Below are 18,507 nucleotides of genomic sequence, written 5' to 3'. Positions count from 1 at the left end.
AAGCGCACGCCGGCCTTTGTTTTTCCGTTGCTGCCGTTTACTCGGCGAGCTGCTTTAGCACATCGCAGGCGATCGCGACGGCATCGTCGATGCAGCCGGGGCAGCTGCGGAGCGGACCCTTGTCCGATCCGATGCCCTTGAGCGTGCCGCAGACGGTCGTCGTATTCTTCTCGCCAAAACGCTTGGCGATTTCGCGCGACAGCTTGTAGGTCTGGCCCTTGGTCTTGGGGTTTTCCATGCCGTCGCTCATTACAAAGCCCATGATGGCTACGGCGCCCGAGATAGCGCCGCAGGTTTCGGTCATACCGCCCATGCCGGCGCCAAAGCCCTCGGTGAGGGTAAAGGCGACCTGGGGGTCGAGCCCGACGGCGGGAGCGAGCGTGCAGGCGACGGCCTGAGCGCAGTTAAACCCACGGGCGTGGTATTCGGCAGCCTGAGCCTGACAGGCGGTGATGTCGAGCTGGGCCGTATCGATTTGCTTCATCGTTGTCTCCTTGGTCACGGTGTACCCGCCTATGGTACCCGTGACGGTGCATGTAATCATCGAGAGCTTCATGTATGCCTCATTTTTATCTATCGAGCAAATGTCCAAGGCTTGAGATAAATGACCCTGATCAATTAGTCCCATAACCTACCTTGGGGATGGGTTGAGAGGGGTGCGGGGTAGCGGTATCGTGAACCGAATTAAACTAAAACCCAGGCAAGGGAGCTAGATATGAGCAAGCAGACCATCGGTACGACGTGTGTTCAGGGCGGCTATCGCCCGGGCGATGCAGAGCCGCGTCAGGTGCCCATCTACCAGTCCACCACGTGGAAGTACGACACGTCCGAACACATGGGCAAGTTGTTTGACCTGGAGGAGTCGGGCTACTTCTACAGCCGTCTGCAGAACCCCACGTGCGATTTGGTTGCCGCCAAGATCTGCGAGATGGAGGGCGGCTCCGCTGCGATGCTCACGAGCTCGGGCATGGCCGCGAATTTCCTTGCGATCTTTAACGTGGCCGGTGCCGGCGATCACGTAGTCGCGAGCTCTGCCATCTATGGCGGCACGTACAACTTGCTCGCCCACACCATGGGCCGTATGGGGCTGACCTGCACGTTCGTTGCTCCCGACTGCACCGATGAGGAGCTCGAGGCAGCCTTCCGGCCCAACACCAAGCTCGTCTTTGGCGAGACGATCGCCAACCCCGCCCTTGCCGTGCTCGATATTGAGCGCTTTGCCAAGGCCGCGCATGACCACGGCGTGCCGCTGATGGTCGACAACACCTTCCCGACGCCCGTGATGTGCCGTCCCTTTGAGTGGGGCGCCGACATCGTTACGCACTCCACCACCAAGTACATGGATGGACATGCTGCCTACCTGGGCGGCGTAATCGTCGACCACGGCCAGTTTGACTGGATGGCCCATGCGGATAAGTTCCCGGGTCTCACCACGCCCGACGAGAGCTACCACGGCGTGACGTATGCCAAGAAGTTCGGTCGCGAGGGCGCCTTCATTACCAAGGCCACCGCGCAGCTCATGCGCGACCTCGGCCCCATGCAGAACCCGCAGGCGGCCTTCTTCCTGAACAGCTCGCTCGAGAGCCTGCATGTGCGCATGCCGCGTCATTGTGAGAACGGCCTGGCCGTTGCCAAGTTCCTGCAGAGTCATCCCAAGGTACGCTTCGTGAGCTATCCGGGCCTAGAGGGCGATAAGTACTATGACATCGCTCAGAAGTACATGCCCAACGGTACCTGCGGCGTTGTGAGCTTTGGCTTTAACGGTGGTCGCGCGGCGGCTGAGACCTTTATGAAGAGCCTTAAGCTCGCCCAGATCGCCACGCATGTGGCCGACGCCCGCACTTGCTGCCTGCATCCCGCTAATGCCACGCACCGCCAGATGAACGATGAGGAGCTCATCGCCTGTGGCATCTCCGCCGATATGGTACGCCTGTCGTGCGGCCTCGAGGACACGGCCGACTTGATTGCCGACCTTGAGCAGGCACTCGAGCAGTGCTAGGCTAGCGTTCGCATAAGGCGCCGATGCTGGCAGAAAGCTTCGGCGACCTTTCGTTTCGATTCCGTAGGCGGGACCCCAATCGCGGCTGTTTGCTGGCGATTGGGGCCCCGTTTTTGCCTTGCGCCACTCGAAAGGATGGATATGGAGAAAACCGCAGAGCAGCTGCGCCGCGAGCACATTGCCCTTGAGGGCGACACCCATGGCAAGAACAAATGGGCGATTCTGTTTACCGTGCTCATCATGACGTTTATGTCGTGTCTGGATTCGACCGTCGTGACCGTGGCGTTGCCCGTGATGCAAAAGGAGCTGGGCGTGGGCCTCGATCGCATTCAGCTGGTAAGTTCGGTGTATCTGCTTGCGACTTGCGTGGCTATGTTGCCGTTTGGCCGTCTGGGCGACGTGCGCGGCAAGGTGAATGTGTTCCAGTTGGGCGTCATCGTCTTTTCGGTCGGTTCGCTGCTGTGCGGCCTTTCGGCCTCGCTTGAGGTTCTTATCCTGGCACGCATTGTTCAGGGCATCGGTTGCGCGGCGGCCATGGCTAACAACATGGGTATCATCACCGAGTCGTTTCCGGCGCGCGAACGAGGCCGTGCCATGGGTATTCTCGCGACCTTTGTGGCCCTCGGCATGATGTGTGGCCCCGTGCTCGGCGGCATGCTGGTGGCAAGCTTTCCCTGGGAGAGCATCTTCCTCATCAACCTGCCCATTGGCGTGATCTCGTTTATCGTGGGACTCTACACGCTGCCGCATGTTAGGCCAGAGGCCGGCGAACGTCCCATGCCCCTTGCCGAGGCCGCTCGTCGCTGCTTTGCAAATTCGGCCTTCACCATCAACCTTGCCTGCATGCTCATCGTGTTCGTTGGCATTGGCGCATCCGAGTTTATTCTGCCGTTCTATTTTCAGGACGCCCAAGGCTTTGGTTCTGACATTTCCGGATTGCTCTTTTTGGCGCTGCCAATGGTGAATGCCTTTATCGGCCCGCTTTCGGGAACGGTTTCGGACCGTGTTGGCTGCGAGGGTCCCACGGCGGTCGGCCTGGGCGTGTATGTGTGCGGTCTCTTTGCAGTAAGCACGCTCGACGAGCACTCTTCTATCCCTGTGATCGTGTGCTGCGTCGCATTTATGTCGTGCGGTACGTCGATTTTCCAGAGCCCCAACAACTCGCTGTACATGGGCTCGGCTCCGCGCGAGGCACTTGGCTTTGCGGGTAGTCTGGGTAGCCTGGCGCGTTATGCGGGTATGGCAATCGGCATTACGGTGGCGTCGAATATCCTGTATGGACAGATGAGCGTGGCGATGGGCGAGGCCGTGACCAGTTTTGTTGCAGGACGTCCGGATGTGTTCCTGTTTGGTTTCCGTTCGGTGTTCTATGTGTTGATGGCTGTGGCCGCTGTGGGCTTTGCGCTTGCCATGGTGCGTTTGGTGAAGATGCGCGCCCGCCATTAGCGTGTTGGGAGGCTGTCTGCCACGATTTGCATTGTCCCAAAAAGACTGGTTTGTGGTGCGATGCGGCTTGTGGGACGGGCGGGGGTCGGTCCGTGGTAGACTATCGAACAACGTTTATTAATCGCGCGGTATCGTTGCCGCGAGAAGGGGTTGCGCCATGCAGGAGCTTGAGGATCGTATTCGCCATGACGGCATCGTAAAGGCCGGTAACGTCCTTAAGGTTGATGCCTTCCTCAACCACCAGTGCGACGTTGAGTTATTTGACCACATGGGTGCCGAGTGGGCCCGTCTGTTCGAGGGTGTCGAGATCAACAAGATTCTGACGATTGAGGCTTCGGGCATTGGCATGGCTTGCATTGCAGCCCAGCATTTTGGCGGCGTGCCGGTGGTCTTTGCCAAGAAGGCACAGTCCATCAACCTAGACGGCGAGCAGTATGCCACGACCATCTACTCCTTTACCAAGCAGAAGGAGTACCCGGTCATCGTTGGCAAGCGCTTCCTGTCTGAGGGCGACAAGGTCCTGATCATCGACGACTTCTTGGCCAATGGCTGCGCGCTCGAGGGCCTTATCAAGATCTGCGAGGCTGCGGGTGCCGAGGTGTCCGGTATTGGCATTGCAGTGGAGAAGGGCTTCCAGGGCGGCGGCGATAAGCTCCGCGAGCGCGGCTTCCGCGTCGAGAGCCTGGCCCGTATTGCCGATATGGACTGCGAGACCGGCGAGATCACCTTCGCCTAAGCGCGCAACACAAGCGATTGGTATGCGATGTGACAAAGGGCTTTCCCTTTGTCACATTTTTTGTATGAGGGGAGGTGTTGATATGGACGAGAACAAGATGGGATGGCGCGAGTATGCGCGCTATGCCGAGATGTCGGCCGAGGAGTTGGCGCGCGATTGCGAGGTGCAGGTGTTTCGCGCGACTGGTCCGGGCGGACAAGGCGTCAACACGACGGATTCGGCGGTGCGCATGAAACATATCCCTTCGGGAATTACCGTGACGGCGCGCGAGAGCCGCAGCCAGTTCCAGAACCGTATCTGCTGTCTGCGTAAGCTGCGTGCAGAGCTTGAGCGTCGTGGCCGTCCGCCGCGCCGACGCGTAAAGACCAAGGTGCCTCAGCGCTCTCGCCAGCGCAGGCTCAATGACAAGCACTTCAACGCCATTAAAAAGGCCAACCGTCGCAAGCCGGGCGGGGAGGAATGATCTTATCAATAAGTTGCGGTGAAATAGGGACTGTTTTGCGGCTTTAGCTACATAAACAGTCCCTATTTCACCGCAACTTAGGTGGGGTTAGCGGGTGGGGTGCCAGACGTGGAGGGCGCCGGCGAGGATGTCGACCTCGATGCGCGAGGCGACAACGGGCTCGCCGTCGGCCTGAATGGGGTAGTCGGGCTCCTCAAAGGTGAGCTCGGCATGGCGGCAGCGGCGCATGCGAACCGGCGGCAACTTGGTATGGTGGCCGTCCTTGGCCGAAAGAAACATAGGCAGGGCAACCGCGCGAGGGACGGGGCCGCAGGCGTAGCAGACGTCGAGTATGCCGTCACAGGGGTCGGCGTCGGGACAGATGCGATAGCCCGAGCCATAGGTAGGACCCAGCTGAATCGCCATGATGATCGCCCTTACGCGCTCGGCGGGCGCCCCGTCAAAGCTGACTGTCATGGGGTAATTGCGATAGCGTAGGCCAAACTGCTCAAGTCCCGAAAGAGTGTAGAGCGGCGCGCCGGTGAGGCTCGTCTTTTTGCGTAGCTCGGTGGTGCCAAGGCCGATGGCGGCATCGATGCCGACCGAAAGCGTCTGGTCGTAGTACTCAACGGTAGCCTCGCCGCTGCCGCTTGTGGGGTTCCATAAGCGAATGCGCCCGATGTCCTGACGCTGCAGCTCGCAGGTGAGCAGCGCGCCAAAATCCTTACCGGAGAAATCGTCGATGCCGAGCGTTTGGGCAAAATCGTTGCCGGAGCCCACGGGTAGGATGGCAAGAGCGGGGCGGGTGTCCTCCTCTTGCGTCATAAGCCCGTTGACGACCTCGTGAATCACGCCGTCGCCGCCAAGGGCGATAACGGTGCGATAGCCCTGAGCCTGTGCGGCCAGCTCCTTGGCGTGTCCCATGCGCTCGGTCAGCATCAGGTCAAACTGGGATGCGCGCGCGGTCATATCCAAAAAGCGTTGCAGGCGCTCGGCAACTTCGCGCGCCGCACCCGACTGGGCGGCTGGGTTGGCGATGATGAGCGTGAGGCCAAAATCAGTTGCGTGCATGGGGCGACTCCCGGCGTATGACGTGACGGTGCGGTCGCGCTCAGGTCGAATTGCCCCCGATTGTGGCTGCACGTCGAATACTTACGTCTACTCTATCAGGTCGTTGTGGCGCTCGATAGCATCCGCTACCGTACCGCCCTCATCCACAATAAGCGAACGGCGCTTGGGCGAGATGATGCGCTGGGCGGGGTACACGCCGCGGTGTCCGGCGGTTAGGTAGCTGATAAAGGCCACGATGACAAAGAACCCGGCTGCCGTGCCGTGGAACAGGTCGATGGCCATCATACAGGTGGTGATAGGCACGTTAAGGCCGGCGCAGAACACGCCGAGCATGCCCAGCGCTGCTAGAAAGCTGGGATCGATTCCGACGAGGCAACCGATCCAGCCGCCGAGCGCCGCACCGATACCAAACAGGGGCGTGACCTCGCCGCCTTGGAAGCCGGCGCCCAGGGTGAGCGCTGTGACGACCAACTTGATGACTGCGTCCGCCAGGGTGGTGTTGCCGGCAAATCCGGCGCCGGAAAGCCACGTGGAAAGGCCGGCGTAGTCCCAGGCGTCGAGGAGGGCATAGGCGGCCAAAACCACGAGTGCACCTATGAGTGCGCGAATAAGATAATTGGTGATAAAGCGACCGTACAGGCTCTTGACGGTTCGAACTGACCAGGCAAAGAGGCGTGCCGTCAGACCGAAGATAATGGCGCTGATAACAACGATGACGACCGTTGTGGGCGTCATAGCGGGAACGCTGGCGATGACATTCGCTTCGTACTCGGTACCCAGGGCAAGTGATGTAAAGTAGCCGGTAAACGAGGCGACCAGGCAGTAGACGCCCGCGGTGTAGTCGATCTTGCCGATAAAGCACATCTCCATGCCAAAGAAGGCTCCGGCGAGGGGTGAACCGAATACGGCGCCAAAGGCCGACGAGATGCCGGCGAGCATGAGGTCGTGGTGGTCATGCTTTTTGAGGTGGGCGAGGCTCGAGATGTTGCTGGCGATGGTGCCGCCAATCTGCACCGCGGCGCCCTCGCGGCCGGCCGATCCGCCTGTTAGGTGCGTGAGTGTGGAGCAGACGAAGGTGAGGACGGCCATGCGCATATGGATAAGGCGTGTGCCCAGGGCGGAGTCGATGACCAGGTTGTTACCTCGTTTGGCGGCAAGGCCGTGGTTTTTGTACACCCATGCGGTGGCAACGCCCACAACGGGAAGCAACGCGTAAATCCACACGTGGTGCTCGCGATAATCGGTCGCGATATTCAGCGAGGCCAAAAACGCCCAAGCGGCAACGCCCATGGCGAGCGAGACGATGACGACGAGTACGAGCAACTTAGCGCTCGCAAGTAGGTTGCGGGCGTTGCGGCGCGTGTCGGCAGCCAAGAGATGCTCGGAGCGGGTAAGTTGATGCCTGCCTGCCGTGATGACGTCATTAAGGGAGAAAAAGCCGCCGTCGTCGAGCGGCTGGGAATGATCCTGCGCTTTGTTTGCGCTTTCGGGTTTGTCGTTATGAGCCATACGTTCCTCTTTTAGGTTGCAACGCAAGCATTATAAAACGCGGTAAACGCGACGAGCCGGTGGGTTGGTTTCCATTCTGTTTCGCGGCCTGCAACCGACAGGTGTATTTGCGGGTACAGGCCGAGTCGCGGTCGTGCGTTGGGGGATTATACTGAGACAAGCATAAAGAATTGGCGCCCCTGTTGTGCGCCGTGGCATTAAGAGGTGCATATGGCAGAGAAACTCATTCCACTGGAGGACGCACAGTCGATTGTCCTGTCGCACGTTGCTCCGACCGATCTCGTCGAGATTCCCGTGTGGCAGGCGGCTGGTTTTCCCTTGGCCGAGGACGCGGTGGCCGATATCGATATCTCGCCGTTTGCCAACAGCGCTATGGACGGATATGCCGTGCGCTCGGCGGACTTGGTGCAGACATCTGGCGAGGCGCCGGTGACGCTCGACGTTATCGGACACGAGGCCGCGGGCCATGTGTTTGAGGGCGCAATCGGTGCGGGCGAGGCGGTCCGCATCATGACAGGCGCGCCGGTGCCCGAGGGTGCCGATGCCGTGGTGAAGTACGAGATCGTCGATGTGCTCGACGGTGACGGCAACGAGGGCTCGCACGTTCGCTTTTCGGCGCCGGCCAAGGTAGGGGAGAACGTTCGCTCTGCTGCCGAGGAGGCCCATGCCGGCGATGTTGTGATGCACGCCGGCGAGGTCGTGGCTCCGGCGGGCGCGGGTCTGCTGGCGAGCGCCGGATACGCGAGCGTGAAGGTGCACGCTGCCCCGCGTGTGGGCATCATCTCGCTGGGCACGGAACTGGTCGCACCGAGTAAGGTACCGGCGCGTGGTCAGATTCGCGATTCCAACTCCTCGGCGCTGATGGCCGAGGCACTCGATGCCGGCGCCGAGCCCGTGTTCTACGGCATCGCGCCCGATGATGAGCAAGCGATTGCCGAGCTGGTACATCGCGCCACGCGAGAGTGCGATTTTGTCATTACGAGCGGTGGCGCCTCGGCGGGCGATTACGACTATGTGACGGCGCTCGTCCGGCGCGAGGGCGAGGTGCTGTTTGACCGCATCTCGATGCGTCCGGGCAAGGCCATCACGTTTGGCTTGCTCGGGGGTAAGCCCTACCTGGGGCTTTCAGGCAATCCGGCCGCGGCGTATGTGGGCTTTGAGATGCTCGCCCGCCCGGCGATTCGCAAGATGCGCGGCTTTGCCGAGGGTACGCGTCCCGTGCAGCAGGCGACGCTCACGCACGGCGTGAAAAAGCGACAGCATCGCCGCTTCTTCGATCGCGCCACGGTTTTGCGCGACCCCGAGACCGGTGAGTTGTTGGTGACCGAGGCTAAGACACAGAATTCGGCGCTGCTTGGAACTATGCAGCGTGCGAACTGCCTGTTGCGTATTGACGAAGGACCGTGCGAGCTCAAGGCGGGAGATGCCGTGGACGTTGTTCGCGTCGACCTGCCTGAGGGCACGGTGCTATAGGAGGAATGCTATGGAGTTGAAGATTTCGATTGTGACGTGCTCGGATACGCGCGATCTTGCCCAGGACGAGGCGGGTGCTGCGCTCGAGGAGCTTATCGTGGCACAGGGCTGGACGGTCGCCTCGCATGTGGTCGTGCGTGACGACGTCAGCGAGATCGGTGATGCCATTGCGGAAGCCGCCGATGAGTGCCACGCCAATGTCGTGCTCACCTGCGGCGGCACGGGGCTTTCGATGCGCGACGTAACACCCGAGGCGACGCGTGCCGTCTGTGACCGCGATGTGCCGGGTATTGCCGAGGCAATCCGTGCGTATTCGATGACCAAGACGCGCCGCGCTATGCTCTCGCGCGCTATTTGCATGCAACGAGGTCATACACTTGTCGTAAACTTTCCCGGTTCTACGAAGGCCGCCCGCGAAAGCTGGGAGGCCATAGCAGACCAGCTGGAGCATGCGGCTCAGATGACAGCGGGCGGCGGACATACCAACTAAGCGGTTTACCTGCGGCGGGGCGACCTGAACGGCTGCTCCGCCTTTGTTTTCCGCCGAAGCGACGCCGAGGTGCACGGTAATTCGAAACTATATTCTCTGACGAGAATAATTTCTCACTTTCATTATTCGCGCAGAAGTATAATCTGATTGCAGATTAAAGCCCGCGGTGGGGTACCCGGGCACAAGATCCGAAAGGGTTGAATATGTTCGATATGGTTTCACGCCGCGGTTTCGTCTCGCTTTCTGCTGCCGCCGGCCTTGGCCTTGCCGGTTGCTCGGGCAAAAAGACGTCCGAGCCCGCTGGTTCCGATGCCGGCTCCGCCAAGTCTTTCTCTAAGAAGAAGGCTGTCGAGCTGCAGGTCTTTGCCGCCAACTCGCTCGAGAAGGCTCTGCCCGAGGTTCAGGAGCTTTACACCGACCAGACCGGCACCACCTTTGCCGACACGCAGTTTAAGGCGTCTGGCGACCTTGTCGAGCAGATGCGCGCCGGTGCCGCCGTCGACGTGCTCATCACCGCTTCCAAGGGTACCATGGACGACGCCGAGGCCGCCGAGCTCGTCGACGCCGACACGCGTGAGGACATGTTCGTCAACGATCTCGTGATCATTCGCGCCGAGGGCTCCGACACCAAGGTCGAGGCCATCGCCGACGTCGCGAACCTGGACGGTAAGATCGCCATTGGCGACGCCAAGACCGTCCCCGCCGGCAAGTACGCCAACCAGGCGCTGGCTTCCGTGGGCCTCTACACCGGCACCGAGGGCGACGACGGCGAGTATGCGCCCGAGATCGCCGAAAAGGTGGCCCTGGCCGACAAAGTTGGTACCGCCGCCGCCTATGTGTCCACGGGCGACTGCGTGGCCGGCTTTGTCTACAGCTCCGATATCTTCCGCTACGACGGCATCGAGGAGGCCTTTGTGTGTCCCGAGGATTCGCACAAGCCCATCGTGTATCCGGGTGCCGTTGCCGAGAGCTCTGAGCACGCCGACGAAGCCAAGGCGTTCATCGACTTCTGTCTGTCCAACAGGAAGGCTCAGAAGATTTGGGCTAAGTACGGCTTTGAGCTTTCCGCGTAGTGCGGCTTGGCGCGATAATTCCATCGTTTTGTGTCTCACTCCGTCCTTATATTCGCTTGGAGCTTTTCGTGCTTAATAGATTCCGCATCCTTGTCGCCTGTGCTTTGACCTTCGCGCTTTGCTGGGTGCCGGGATTTGCGTTTGCTGGGGACGCTGAGGACGGGGCCCAGGTTGCTGCGACTGCTCATGGGCTTTCCTATGGGATCGAGGGTTTTGAGCGGTTGGCCAAGGGGACCGCTCGTGCCATGGAGGGCCAGCCTGAGGGCTACCGGTTTCCCGTTGACGAGGACGTGGACCTTGTAGTGGCGCCTGCTGCCGATCGCGTTGTGGTGTGGATATCGCCCAAGGCGATCGAGAGGTATGGATTGGATCCGCAGAACAACGAGTGCGTATCGGGTCTCAAGGCCCTCGTCTGTGAGCTCGACAGCGCAAACTGTATGGGAGGTGCGCAGCTAGGGGACGTGGATCTTCCTTGGTATGTCACGGCGGAAACAACGTTTGATGCCGGCGGGTATACCTATGGCTTTGACGAGCGCGGTGCGGATGGGGGCCGCTATGTGGTGATTGCATCAGCCTCGGGTGATGCCAAAGGCGGCGCGCGTTGGCTTGATAGCGCTCAAATGGTAGAAGCATCGTCTGTCGTGTTGCGGGATGAGCAGGGGCCCTTGACCTCTCTGGCCTCCTTATTGGGCGGCATCGACTACCGACCGTTTTGGGTGTCCATTAAAACGAGCGGCCTTGCCCTGCTGATCTCCTTTGCGCTGGGCCTGTTTGCCGCGTGGAAGACCATGGGCACCTCGAGTCGCATCAAGGGCCTGCTCGACTCGGTCTTTACCATCCCCATGGTGTTGCCGCCCACGGTCTGCGGCTTTCTGCTCCTTATGCTGTTTGGCCGCTCGACCGGGGTGGGCCAGTGGCTTATCGCGCACGGCGTCTCGATTGTCTTTACGTGGCCGGCGGCGGTGATCTCTGCCGTGGTGGTATCGTTTCCCCTGGTCTACCGTACGGCGCTCGGCGCCTTTGAGAGCCTCGACACGCAAATGCTCGATGCGGCGCGCACGCTGGGCTGGTCCGAGCGACGCATCTTCACCAAACTCATGATGCCGCTCGGCTGGCCCTCGATTGCCGCCGGCACGGTGCTCGCCTTTGCCCGCGCCATGGGCGAGTTTGGCTGCACCCTGTTCTTTGCGGGCAACTATGCCGGTATTACGCAGACCATTCCCATTGCGATTTACTTTGAATGGATGGGCGGCAATACGTCGGTGGCCCTCTTTTGGGTCGTGGTCGTAATAGCGTTCAGCTTCCTAGTCATCCTGTTCATCAACATGTACACGGCGCATTCGCAAAAATACCGCGAGCGTGGCCTTTCCCGTGCGGAACGTAAGCAGGCCAAAGATCTCGCCGGACAGGGCGATTCACTCGACCCGGCGGGCGGTGATGCCTTGCGTATCGATCGCGAGGCACTGGCCGAGCTCATGCGCGATGAGCCCGCTATGCAGGGAGGTCGATAGGCCATGTCACTCGTTCTGGACATAAAAAAGCGCTATCCGGGGTTTATGCTCGATATGCAGCTTGAGGCCGGCGAGGAGCGTGTGGCGCTGCTTGGTGCCTCGGGCTGCGGCAAGAGCTGCACGCTGCGCTGCATTGCCGGCGTGGAGACGCCCGACGAGGGCAAGATCGTCGTCAACGGCGTGACCTTTTTTGACTCGGCGGCTGGCATCAACCTGTCACCCCAGGAGCGAAAATGCGCCCTGTTGTTTCAAAACTATCAGCTGTTTCCCAACATGACGGTGGCCGATAACGTATGCGCCGGTGTAAAGGATGCTGGCGACGCCGCCGCGCGCAAAAAGCTCGCCGAGCGCTATTTGGGCATTTTCGGTCTGGCCGATTTTGTCGATCGCTACCCCGCGCGACTCTCGGGCGGGCAGCAGCAACGCGTGGCGCTTGCCCGTATGGTGGCGGCGCATCCGGGCATTTTTATGTTCGACGAGCCCATGAGCGCGCTCGATGCGTATCTCAAGAGCGCGCTTGAGCAAAACATGCTCGACCTGTTCGATGTATGCAACCGCACCGTGCTCTACGTGAGCCACGACATCGACGAAGCGTGCCGCCTGTGCCAGCGCATCTGCGTGATGCACGACGGGCATGTTGAGGAGATCGGCTCCGTCGAGGACGTGGTCCGCCGTCCGCAGACGCTGGCGGCGCTGCGCCTGACGGGCTGCAAGAACACAAGCCGGGCGCGCAAGATCGGGTCTCAGGAAGTTGAAGCCCTGGACTGGGGCATGACCTTTAACGTGGGCCATGAGGTTCCCGATAACGTGACGTACCTCGGTATTCGTGCGAGCTACTTCCATGTTGACAATCGCGCGGAGCGCGGTCGCAACAGCTACGATTTGCACGTGGCCCGTGTGAGCGATTCGCGCTTTGAGCGGCTGGTGCTGCTGGACGTGCCGCGTGCTGATGCGCCCACGCGTCTGCAGTGGAAGGTGAATAAGGTGAGTGTACCCGTGGAAGAGCTGCCGCAGGCGGGTGAGACTCTGCGCATGCATTTTGATGCAAGCAGGATTCATCTCGTTTGCCGATAATGCGGGTGCGATGCGGTCGAGGAGGTAGTCCTCGACCGCTTTGTTTTCACTTCGCCGTTCGCCGATTTCTACATGACTAAACCTTATCAGTCTGATAATTAATTATCAGACAGCGAGATGCTCACATCCCAACGTTGTCGTACGCGTGTCGACGGTGTTCGTCTTGACGACAACCGTTGATATAGTTACCTTCGACGAGAAAAGGAGGGCGCGCCGATGCCGCATAAGACATATTCGCGTCGCGTTGCCGTGCGCGCCCTGTATATGGCTCGGAGCCGCATATGAGCAGGTATGTTCACGGCTCCGGGAGAGACGACGCACAACTAAATAATCAGCTGCAAAGCAGGTTCCCCAAAATTCCGGGTTTGAGCACGGCTGGGTTTTCGCCACCCACCGTGCAGCAATACCGTAGTTATCCGTATTTGGTTCGAGAGGGGGAACCGTCATGGCTGAAGAATTCGATTTCCATCCGATGTGGGAGAGCCTCGGCATGAATCTTGCCGACCACGACATGCTGCTGGGCGCCGTGGGCCAGATGTACGGCGATATGTTCCTGACGCAGAACAATCGCCCCAAGTCCACGTCCTACCTGGATTTTGTCGCCACCAACATCCACAGCGGCCGTATTAAGGAGATGCTCGACAAGAAGGAGGCCGGCGAGGCCACCAAGATCGTCGGCTCGTTCTGCGTGTACGTGCCCGAGGAGATCGTGCTTGCCTGTGACGGCATTCCCGTGGGCCTGTGCTCGGGTGCCGATTGGGCAACCGATAAGGTCGAGGAGCACCTGCCGCGCAACACCTGCCCGCTTATCAAGAGCTTTGCCGGCTTTAAGCTGGGCGAGGTCTGCCCCTACATTGAGTCGAGTGACCTGGTGGTAGGCGAGAACACCTGCGACGGTAAGAAGAAAGCCTACGAGTTCTTTGCCACGCAAAAGAACATGCACGTCATGGATATTCCCAACGTGCACGACGAGTCGACGCTCGTGACCTGGAAGGCCGAGGTCAAGAAGCTCGCCGCCAAGATCGAGGACGAGTGCGGCGTCACGATTACGCCTGAGCGCCTGAAGGCTGCCATCCACGCCGTCAACGAGAAGCGTCGCGCCCTGCAGCGTCTGGCTGCCACGCGCGCTGCCGATCCGGCGCCCATCAGCGGTCTCGACAGCCTGCTGACCGTTCAGGCCGCCTTTATGGACGATACGCCGCGTCTGACCGGAGCCATCAACGAGATGGCCGCCGAGTGCGAGCAGCGCGTTGAGGCCGGCGAGGGCGTGGCGCCCAAGGGGACCAAGCGCATCCTGTACACCGGCACGCCCATGGCCGTGCCCAACTGGAAGCTGTTCAACCTCATCGAGAAGGCCGGCGGCGTTGTGGTAGGCGAGGAGTCCTGCACGGGCTCGCGCTACTACAAGGACCTGGTCGACGAGTCCGGTGAGACGGTCGAAGAGATGCTCGACGCCATCGCCGAGCGCTACTTTAAGATTAACTGCGCCGTCTTTACGCCCAACGATCAGCGTATGAAGGACATTGTCCAGATGGCCAAGGACTTGCATGCCGACGGCATCGTCGACGTGGCCCTGCAGTTCTGCACGCTCTACGAGATGGAGTCGTTTGCCGTGGAGAAGGCTGCCGAGGAGGCCGGCATTCCGTTTATGCACATCACGACCGACTACGCCGGCGAGGATGCAGGCCAACTGCAAACCAGGATTGAGGCTTTCTTGGAAACCATTTAGGACTATTCGTCCCGGCGGCTTCCCCAGGCACCCGATCTTGCCGTTCAAACCGTCGCTTGCGTACCAAAGTACGCGGCGCTCCTTTTTCACGGCAACCTCGGGCACCTGGGAAAGCCGTTTCCTTGGTTGGTTAAAAGGTTTGTTAAGGAGTTATATGTCGGAAAATATGGAGCAGCCGTTGCCATCCACGTTTGAGGAGTTCAACGAGCAGCGCAAGGCGGCGTTTATTCGCGTTAAGGATTACAAGCAGGCGGGCAATCGCCTGGTCGGCTTTTTGTGCAGCTATACGCCGCTCGAGATCATCGATGCCGCGGGCGCTGCAAGTGTGGCCTTGTGCGGTACATCCGACGAGGTGATTCCCGAGGCCGAGAAGGTGCTGCCGGCAAATCTGTGTCCGCTCATCAAGTCGACCTACGGTTTTGCCTACTCGCAAAAGTGCCCGTTTACGTACTTTAGCGACATGATCATCGGCGAGACCACCTGCGACGGCAAGAAGAAGATGTACGAGCTACTCAACGAGCTCAAGCGCACGCACATTCTGCATCTTCCGCAGGGTCGTGATCGCGCCTACGAGCGTGAAGGCTGGTACGAGGAGTGCCGCCTGCTCAAGGAGGAGCTCGAGGGCTTCTACGGCATCACGATTACCGACGATGACCTGCGTGCTGCCGTCCGTCGTCGCAACCGCTTGCGTGCGGCCCAGCTCGAGATGTTTGCGCTGCAGGCCAATCAGCCGGCGGCCATGAGCGGCGTCGACTTGATGAGCACTATGTTTGCCGGTACGTTCAGCTTTGATATTGAGGCCTATACGCAGCAGCTGGAGCAAAAGGTCGCCATGCTGCGCGAGGCCTACGACGCGGGCGAGCGCCCGGTTGCGGCGGACGCCAAGCGCATTCTGATCACCGGTTGCCCGGTGGGCGGTGTGATCAACAAGATTGGCCGCACCATCGAGTCCAACGGCGGCGTGGTCGTGTGCATGGACGACTGCTCGGGCGAGCGCACGGCGGCTATGATGATCGACCCGGACGCGCCCGACATTCTGCGCGCCATCGCCGACCGCTACCTGGATATCAACTGCTCGGTCATGACGCCTAACGACGGCCGCATGGAGAACACGCTGACCATGTGCGAGAAGTACCATGTCGATGGCGTGGTAGAGAGCGTGCTCCAGGCGTGCCACACCTTCAACGTTGAGAGCGCGCGCATGCAGGAGGCCGTCGAGGGTGCGGGTATTCCGTATATGAAGATCGAGACCGACTACAGCAACGGTGACATGGGCCAGATCGAGACCCGCATCGCCGCCTTTATCGAAACCCTGTAGGACAAATGCGGCAAAGGGATAGTTGTTTTGCCGCATAGAAGGAGGATGCCGTGGCTGGCATTGGTATCGACATAGGCTCGACGGCCGCGAAGGCTGCAGTGGTGGAGACGGACGGCGCCATTGCGTGGACCTGCGTCATGCCGACGGGGTATTCGTCGGTCGATGCGGCCGAGCGCTTGCGCGGCGAGCTCGCTTCAGCCGACTATGACGTGGCTGCCGACGACGTGCGCGTGATCGCGACCGGCTACGGCCGTGTCGCCGTGCCCTATGCGCACAAGGTCGTGACCGAGATCACCTGCCACGGCACCGGTGCCGTGCGCCTGTTTGGCGATCACGGCACGGTGATTGACGTGGGCGGCCAGGACACCAAGGTCATTCAGCTTAAAAGTGGCCGCGTGGCCAAGTTCGCCATGAACGACAAGTGCGCTGCCGGTACGGGGCGCTTTTTGGAGATCATGGCCGACCGTCTGGGTATTTCCCAACAGCAGATGGCCGACCTTGCGCGTTCCGGTGAGCCCACCAAGATCAGCAGCATGTGCACGGTGTTTGCCGAAAGCGAGGTCATCAGCCTGATCGGTCGCGGTGAGCCGCGCGAGAACATTGCACGTGGCGTGATCGACAGCGTGGTCTCGCGCGTGGCGACCATGGCCGGGCAGGCCGCGGGCGCCCCGTACTACCTGACCGGTGGCCTGTGCGAGAACGCCTTCGTGGTGGAGCGGTTGGGCGAGCTGCTGGGGTCGCCGGTGACCACCTCGCCCCAGGCTCGCTTTGCCGGAGCGATTGGCGCGGCGATTCGCGCACAGGCGCTCAATTAATGCATCCGCCGCAGGCTCGCATTCATGCGTATACTGGGAGAAAATGATTGACCGATGAGAGGAGGTATCGATGGCTGACGATCAGATTAGGCTCACGTCCATGACGGCCGCGAGCGGTTGAGCCGCTAAGTTGGCTCCCGGAGCCCTCGCCCAGGTCCTGGGCGATTTACCCAATGTGCATAACGACAACCTGCTCGTAGGGTTCGATACCTCCGACGATGCGAGCGTCTTCCGCGTAGGGGAGAACCTGGGGCTCGTGCAGTCCATCGACTTCTTCCCACCGATGGTCGACGACCCGTTCCTCTTTGGCCAGATCGCCGCGGCCAACTCGCTGTCGGATATCTACGCCATGGGCGGGCGGCCGAGCCATGCCATGAACTTGCTGTGCATCCCGAGCTGCCTGGGCATCGAGGTCGCCGGCCAGATTCTGGCGGGCGGCGCCGACAAGTGCGTCGAGGCGGGTTGCTCCATCGCGGGCGGCCATACCATCAACGACGACGAGCCCAAGTACGGCCTGTCCGTGAGTGGTTTTGTCGCGCTCGACCGCATGCTCGCCAACAGCGGCGCACGCGTGGGCGATGTTCTGCTGCTGACCAAGGCGATCGGCTCGGGCATTATCACCACGGCCATTAAGGGCGAGCTCATCGAGCAGGACGAGGCCGCAGCCATGTTTGACTCGATGCGCACCCTCAACGAGGCTCCGATTCGTCTGGCCGAGGGACTTGAGCTTCACGGCTGCACCGACATTACGGGCTTTGGTCTGATCGGGCATGCGTGCGAGATGGCCGAGGGCTCGGGCGTGCAAATCGAGCTCGCGTCGGGGGCGGTGCCGCTCTTTGACCAGGTGCTCGACATGGCGCGTCTGGGCATTATCCCCGCGGGCTCCTACCGCAACCAGGACTTCTTTGGCCCGCGTGTAGCTGCCGACGATGACCTGGAGCCGGGCATGCTGGATGCGCTGTACGATCCGCAGACTTCGGGCGGTTTGCTTATTGCGGCGCCCGCGGCGGATGCGGATGAGCTTGCGCGTCGTTTACATGCCGAGGGGCGCGTTGCCGCTACGATCGGCCGCGTGTGCGAGCCGGTGCCGGGCGGTCCTGCCGTTCGCGTTGTGCATTAAGGAAAACCGTTTATGCGACCGCCTACTGTTCTGGGCGGTCCCTTTTGAAAGGAAAAACTATGTCTACCAAAATTGAAGTCAATGCCATGGGCGATGCCTGCCCGCTGCCCGTCGTCAAGACGCTCAAAGCCCTGAAGCAGCTCGATGGCGAGGGCACAGTCGTGACCTCGGTCGATAACGAGACCGCCGTCAAGAACATCTCCAAGATGGCGCAGGAGAAGGGCTGCACGGCCTTGGTCGAGAAGGTTTCTGACGCCGAGTGGCACGTGACCGTGGCGACCTCTGGCGCCGTTGCCGTGGCCGATCCCGAGCAGGATGGCGCTGCCTTCTGTGATGCCAGCGCCGGCAAGGGCAAGCTCGTCATTTCCGTCTACACCGACTGCATGGGCCGTGGCGACGACGAGCTGGGCTACAAGCTCATGAAGGCGTTTATCTTTGCCGTGACGCAGCAGGAGGAACTGCCCGCGACCATGCTGTTCTACAACGGCGGTGCCAAGCTCACCGTCGAGGGTTCGCCGGTGCTCGACGACCTGAAGGGCCTGGCGGAGCAGGGTGTCGAGATTCTCACCTGCGGCACCTGCCTCGACCACTATGGCATTAAAGACCAGCTTGCGGTGGGCGAGGTCACCAACATGTACGTGATCGTGGAGAAGATGGAGCAGGCCGTGCGCGTCGTGCGCCCGTAGCGTATTGGTTGGAGT

Annotated in this window: 17 protein-coding genes; 14 read left to right on the top strand and 3 right to left on the bottom strand. The window is 60.7% G+C overall.

Translation table 11 applies throughout. The annotated features are described in order from the left end of the window. Positions 1–37: 37 nt before the first annotated feature. Complete coding sequence (locus FGQ61_RS02420) at positions 38–484, bottom strand: C-GCAxxG-C-C family protein (protein WP_226812440.1); 447 nt, start codon at positions 482–484, stop codon at positions 38–40. Positions 485–715: 231 nt separating this feature from the next. On the opposite strand from FGQ61_RS02420, the gene FGQ61_RS02415 reads away from it, so the two are divergent. From FGQ61_RS02415 to FGQ61_RS02400, 4 genes are all read left to right on the top strand, one after another. After that, positions 716–1,999 carry an O-acetylhomoserine aminocarboxypropyltransferase/cysteine synthase family protein gene (locus FGQ61_RS02415; protein ID WP_138374460.1) on the top strand — a complete coding sequence of 428 codons (1,284 nt, stop codon included), beginning with the start codon at positions 716–718 and terminating at the stop codon, positions 1,997–1,999. A 141-nt stretch (positions 2,000–2,140) separates the two neighbouring features. Then, positions 2,141–3,445 (top strand): MFS transporter, encoded by a 1,305-nt coding sequence (locus FGQ61_RS02410; protein ID WP_138374459.1) that lies wholly within the window; start codon positions 2,141–2,143, stop codon positions 3,443–3,445. Positions 3,446–3,602: 157 nt separating this feature from the next. Beyond that, positions 3,603–4,181 (top strand): xanthine phosphoribosyltransferase, encoded by a 579-nt coding sequence (locus FGQ61_RS02405; RefSeq protein WP_022095227.1) that lies wholly within the window; start codon positions 3,603–3,605, stop codon positions 4,179–4,181. 82 nt (positions 4,182–4,263) lie between these two features. Further along, the gene (locus FGQ61_RS02400; protein WP_171021482.1) at positions 4,264–4,644 is read left to right on the top strand and encodes a peptide chain release factor family protein; all 381 of its coding nucleotides are present in this window, start codon (positions 4,264–4,266) and stop codon (positions 4,642–4,644) included. A gap of 87 nt (positions 4,645–4,731) precedes the next feature. Here FGQ61_RS02400 and FGQ61_RS02395 read toward each other — a convergent pair whose 3' ends face one another. Further along, a complete protein-coding gene (locus tag FGQ61_RS02395; RefSeq protein WP_138374458.1) occupies positions 4,732–5,694 on the bottom strand; it encodes a diacylglycerol/lipid kinase family protein in 963 nt (320 codons plus the stop codon). Between the two features lie 87 nt (positions 5,695–5,781). Next, positions 5,782–7,203, bottom strand: coding sequence for a chloride channel protein (locus FGQ61_RS02390; RefSeq protein WP_171021481.1), 1,422 nt, complete (start codon positions 7,201–7,203; stop codon positions 5,782–5,784). Between the two features lie 210 nt (positions 7,204–7,413). Here FGQ61_RS02390 and FGQ61_RS02385 point away from each other — a divergent pair, with 210 nt between their 5' ends. The 10 genes from FGQ61_RS02385 (at position 7,414) to yedF (ending at position 18,492) form a co-directional block, all read left to right on the top strand. Continuing rightward, complete coding sequence (locus FGQ61_RS02385; RefSeq protein ID WP_138374457.1) at positions 7,414–8,676, top strand: molybdopterin molybdotransferase MoeA; 1,263 nt, start codon at positions 7,414–7,416, stop codon at positions 8,674–8,676. Between the two features lie 10 nt (positions 8,677–8,686). Further along, positions 8,687–9,166 (top strand): MogA/MoaB family molybdenum cofactor biosynthesis protein, encoded by a 480-nt coding sequence (locus FGQ61_RS02380; protein ID WP_035138021.1) that lies wholly within the window; start codon positions 8,687–8,689, stop codon positions 9,164–9,166. 203 nt (positions 9,167–9,369) lie between these two features. Next, positions 9,370–10,239, top strand: a complete 870-nt coding sequence (gene modA, locus FGQ61_RS02375) for a molybdate ABC transporter substrate-binding protein (protein ID WP_138374456.1) — start codon at positions 9,370–9,372, stop codon at positions 10,237–10,239. A gap of 68 nt (positions 10,240–10,307) precedes the next feature. Then, positions 10,308–11,750: a molybdate ABC transporter permease subunit gene (modB, locus tag FGQ61_RS02370; RefSeq protein ID WP_232219771.1), complete on the top strand. Its 1,443-nt coding sequence runs from the start codon at positions 10,308–10,310 to the stop codon at positions 11,748–11,750. 3 nt (positions 11,751–11,753) lie between these two features. Continuing rightward, positions 11,754–12,824 carry a sulfate/molybdate ABC transporter ATP-binding protein gene (locus FGQ61_RS02365; RefSeq protein ID WP_138374455.1) on the top strand — a complete coding sequence of 357 codons (1,071 nt, stop codon included), beginning with the start codon at positions 11,754–11,756 and terminating at the stop codon, positions 12,822–12,824. Positions 12,825–13,269: 445 nt separating this feature from the next. Next, complete coding sequence (locus FGQ61_RS02360) at positions 13,270–14,553, top strand: double-cubane-cluster-containing anaerobic reductase (RefSeq protein WP_138374454.1); 1,284 nt, start codon at positions 13,270–13,272, stop codon at positions 14,551–14,553. Positions 14,554–14,707: 154 nt separating this feature from the next. Next, positions 14,708–15,871, top strand: a complete 1,164-nt coding sequence (locus FGQ61_RS02355) for a double-cubane-cluster-containing anaerobic reductase (RefSeq protein WP_138374453.1) — start codon at positions 14,708–14,710, stop codon at positions 15,869–15,871. Between the two features lie 50 nt (positions 15,872–15,921). Beyond that, positions 15,922–16,686: an acyl-CoA dehydratase activase gene (locus tag FGQ61_RS02350; protein WP_138374452.1), complete on the top strand. Its 765-nt coding sequence runs from the start codon at positions 15,922–15,924 to the stop codon at positions 16,684–16,686. A 70-nt stretch (positions 16,687–16,756) separates the two neighbouring features. Continuing rightward, positions 16,757–17,806 carry a selenide, water dikinase SelD gene (selD, locus tag FGQ61_RS02345; protein WP_138374451.1) on the top strand — a complete coding sequence of 350 codons (1,050 nt, stop codon included), beginning with the start codon at positions 16,757–16,759 and terminating at the stop codon, positions 17,804–17,806. Positions 17,807–17,865: 59 nt separating this feature from the next. After that, positions 17,866–18,492, top strand: coding sequence for a sulfurtransferase-like selenium metabolism protein YedF (gene yedF / locus FGQ61_RS02340; RefSeq protein WP_138374450.1), 627 nt, complete (start codon positions 17,866–17,868; stop codon positions 18,490–18,492). The last annotated feature ends 15 nt before the right edge of the window (positions 18,493–18,507 follow it).

Origin of the sequence: Collinsella aerofaciens (genome assembly GCF_005844325.1) — a bacterium.
Lineage (GTDB): Bacteria > Actinomycetota > Coriobacteriia > Coriobacteriales > Coriobacteriaceae > Collinsella > Collinsella aerofaciens_G.
The sequence above is the reverse complement of the archived record's forward strand: the minus strand, read 5'-3'. Positions and strand labels throughout refer to the sequence as shown.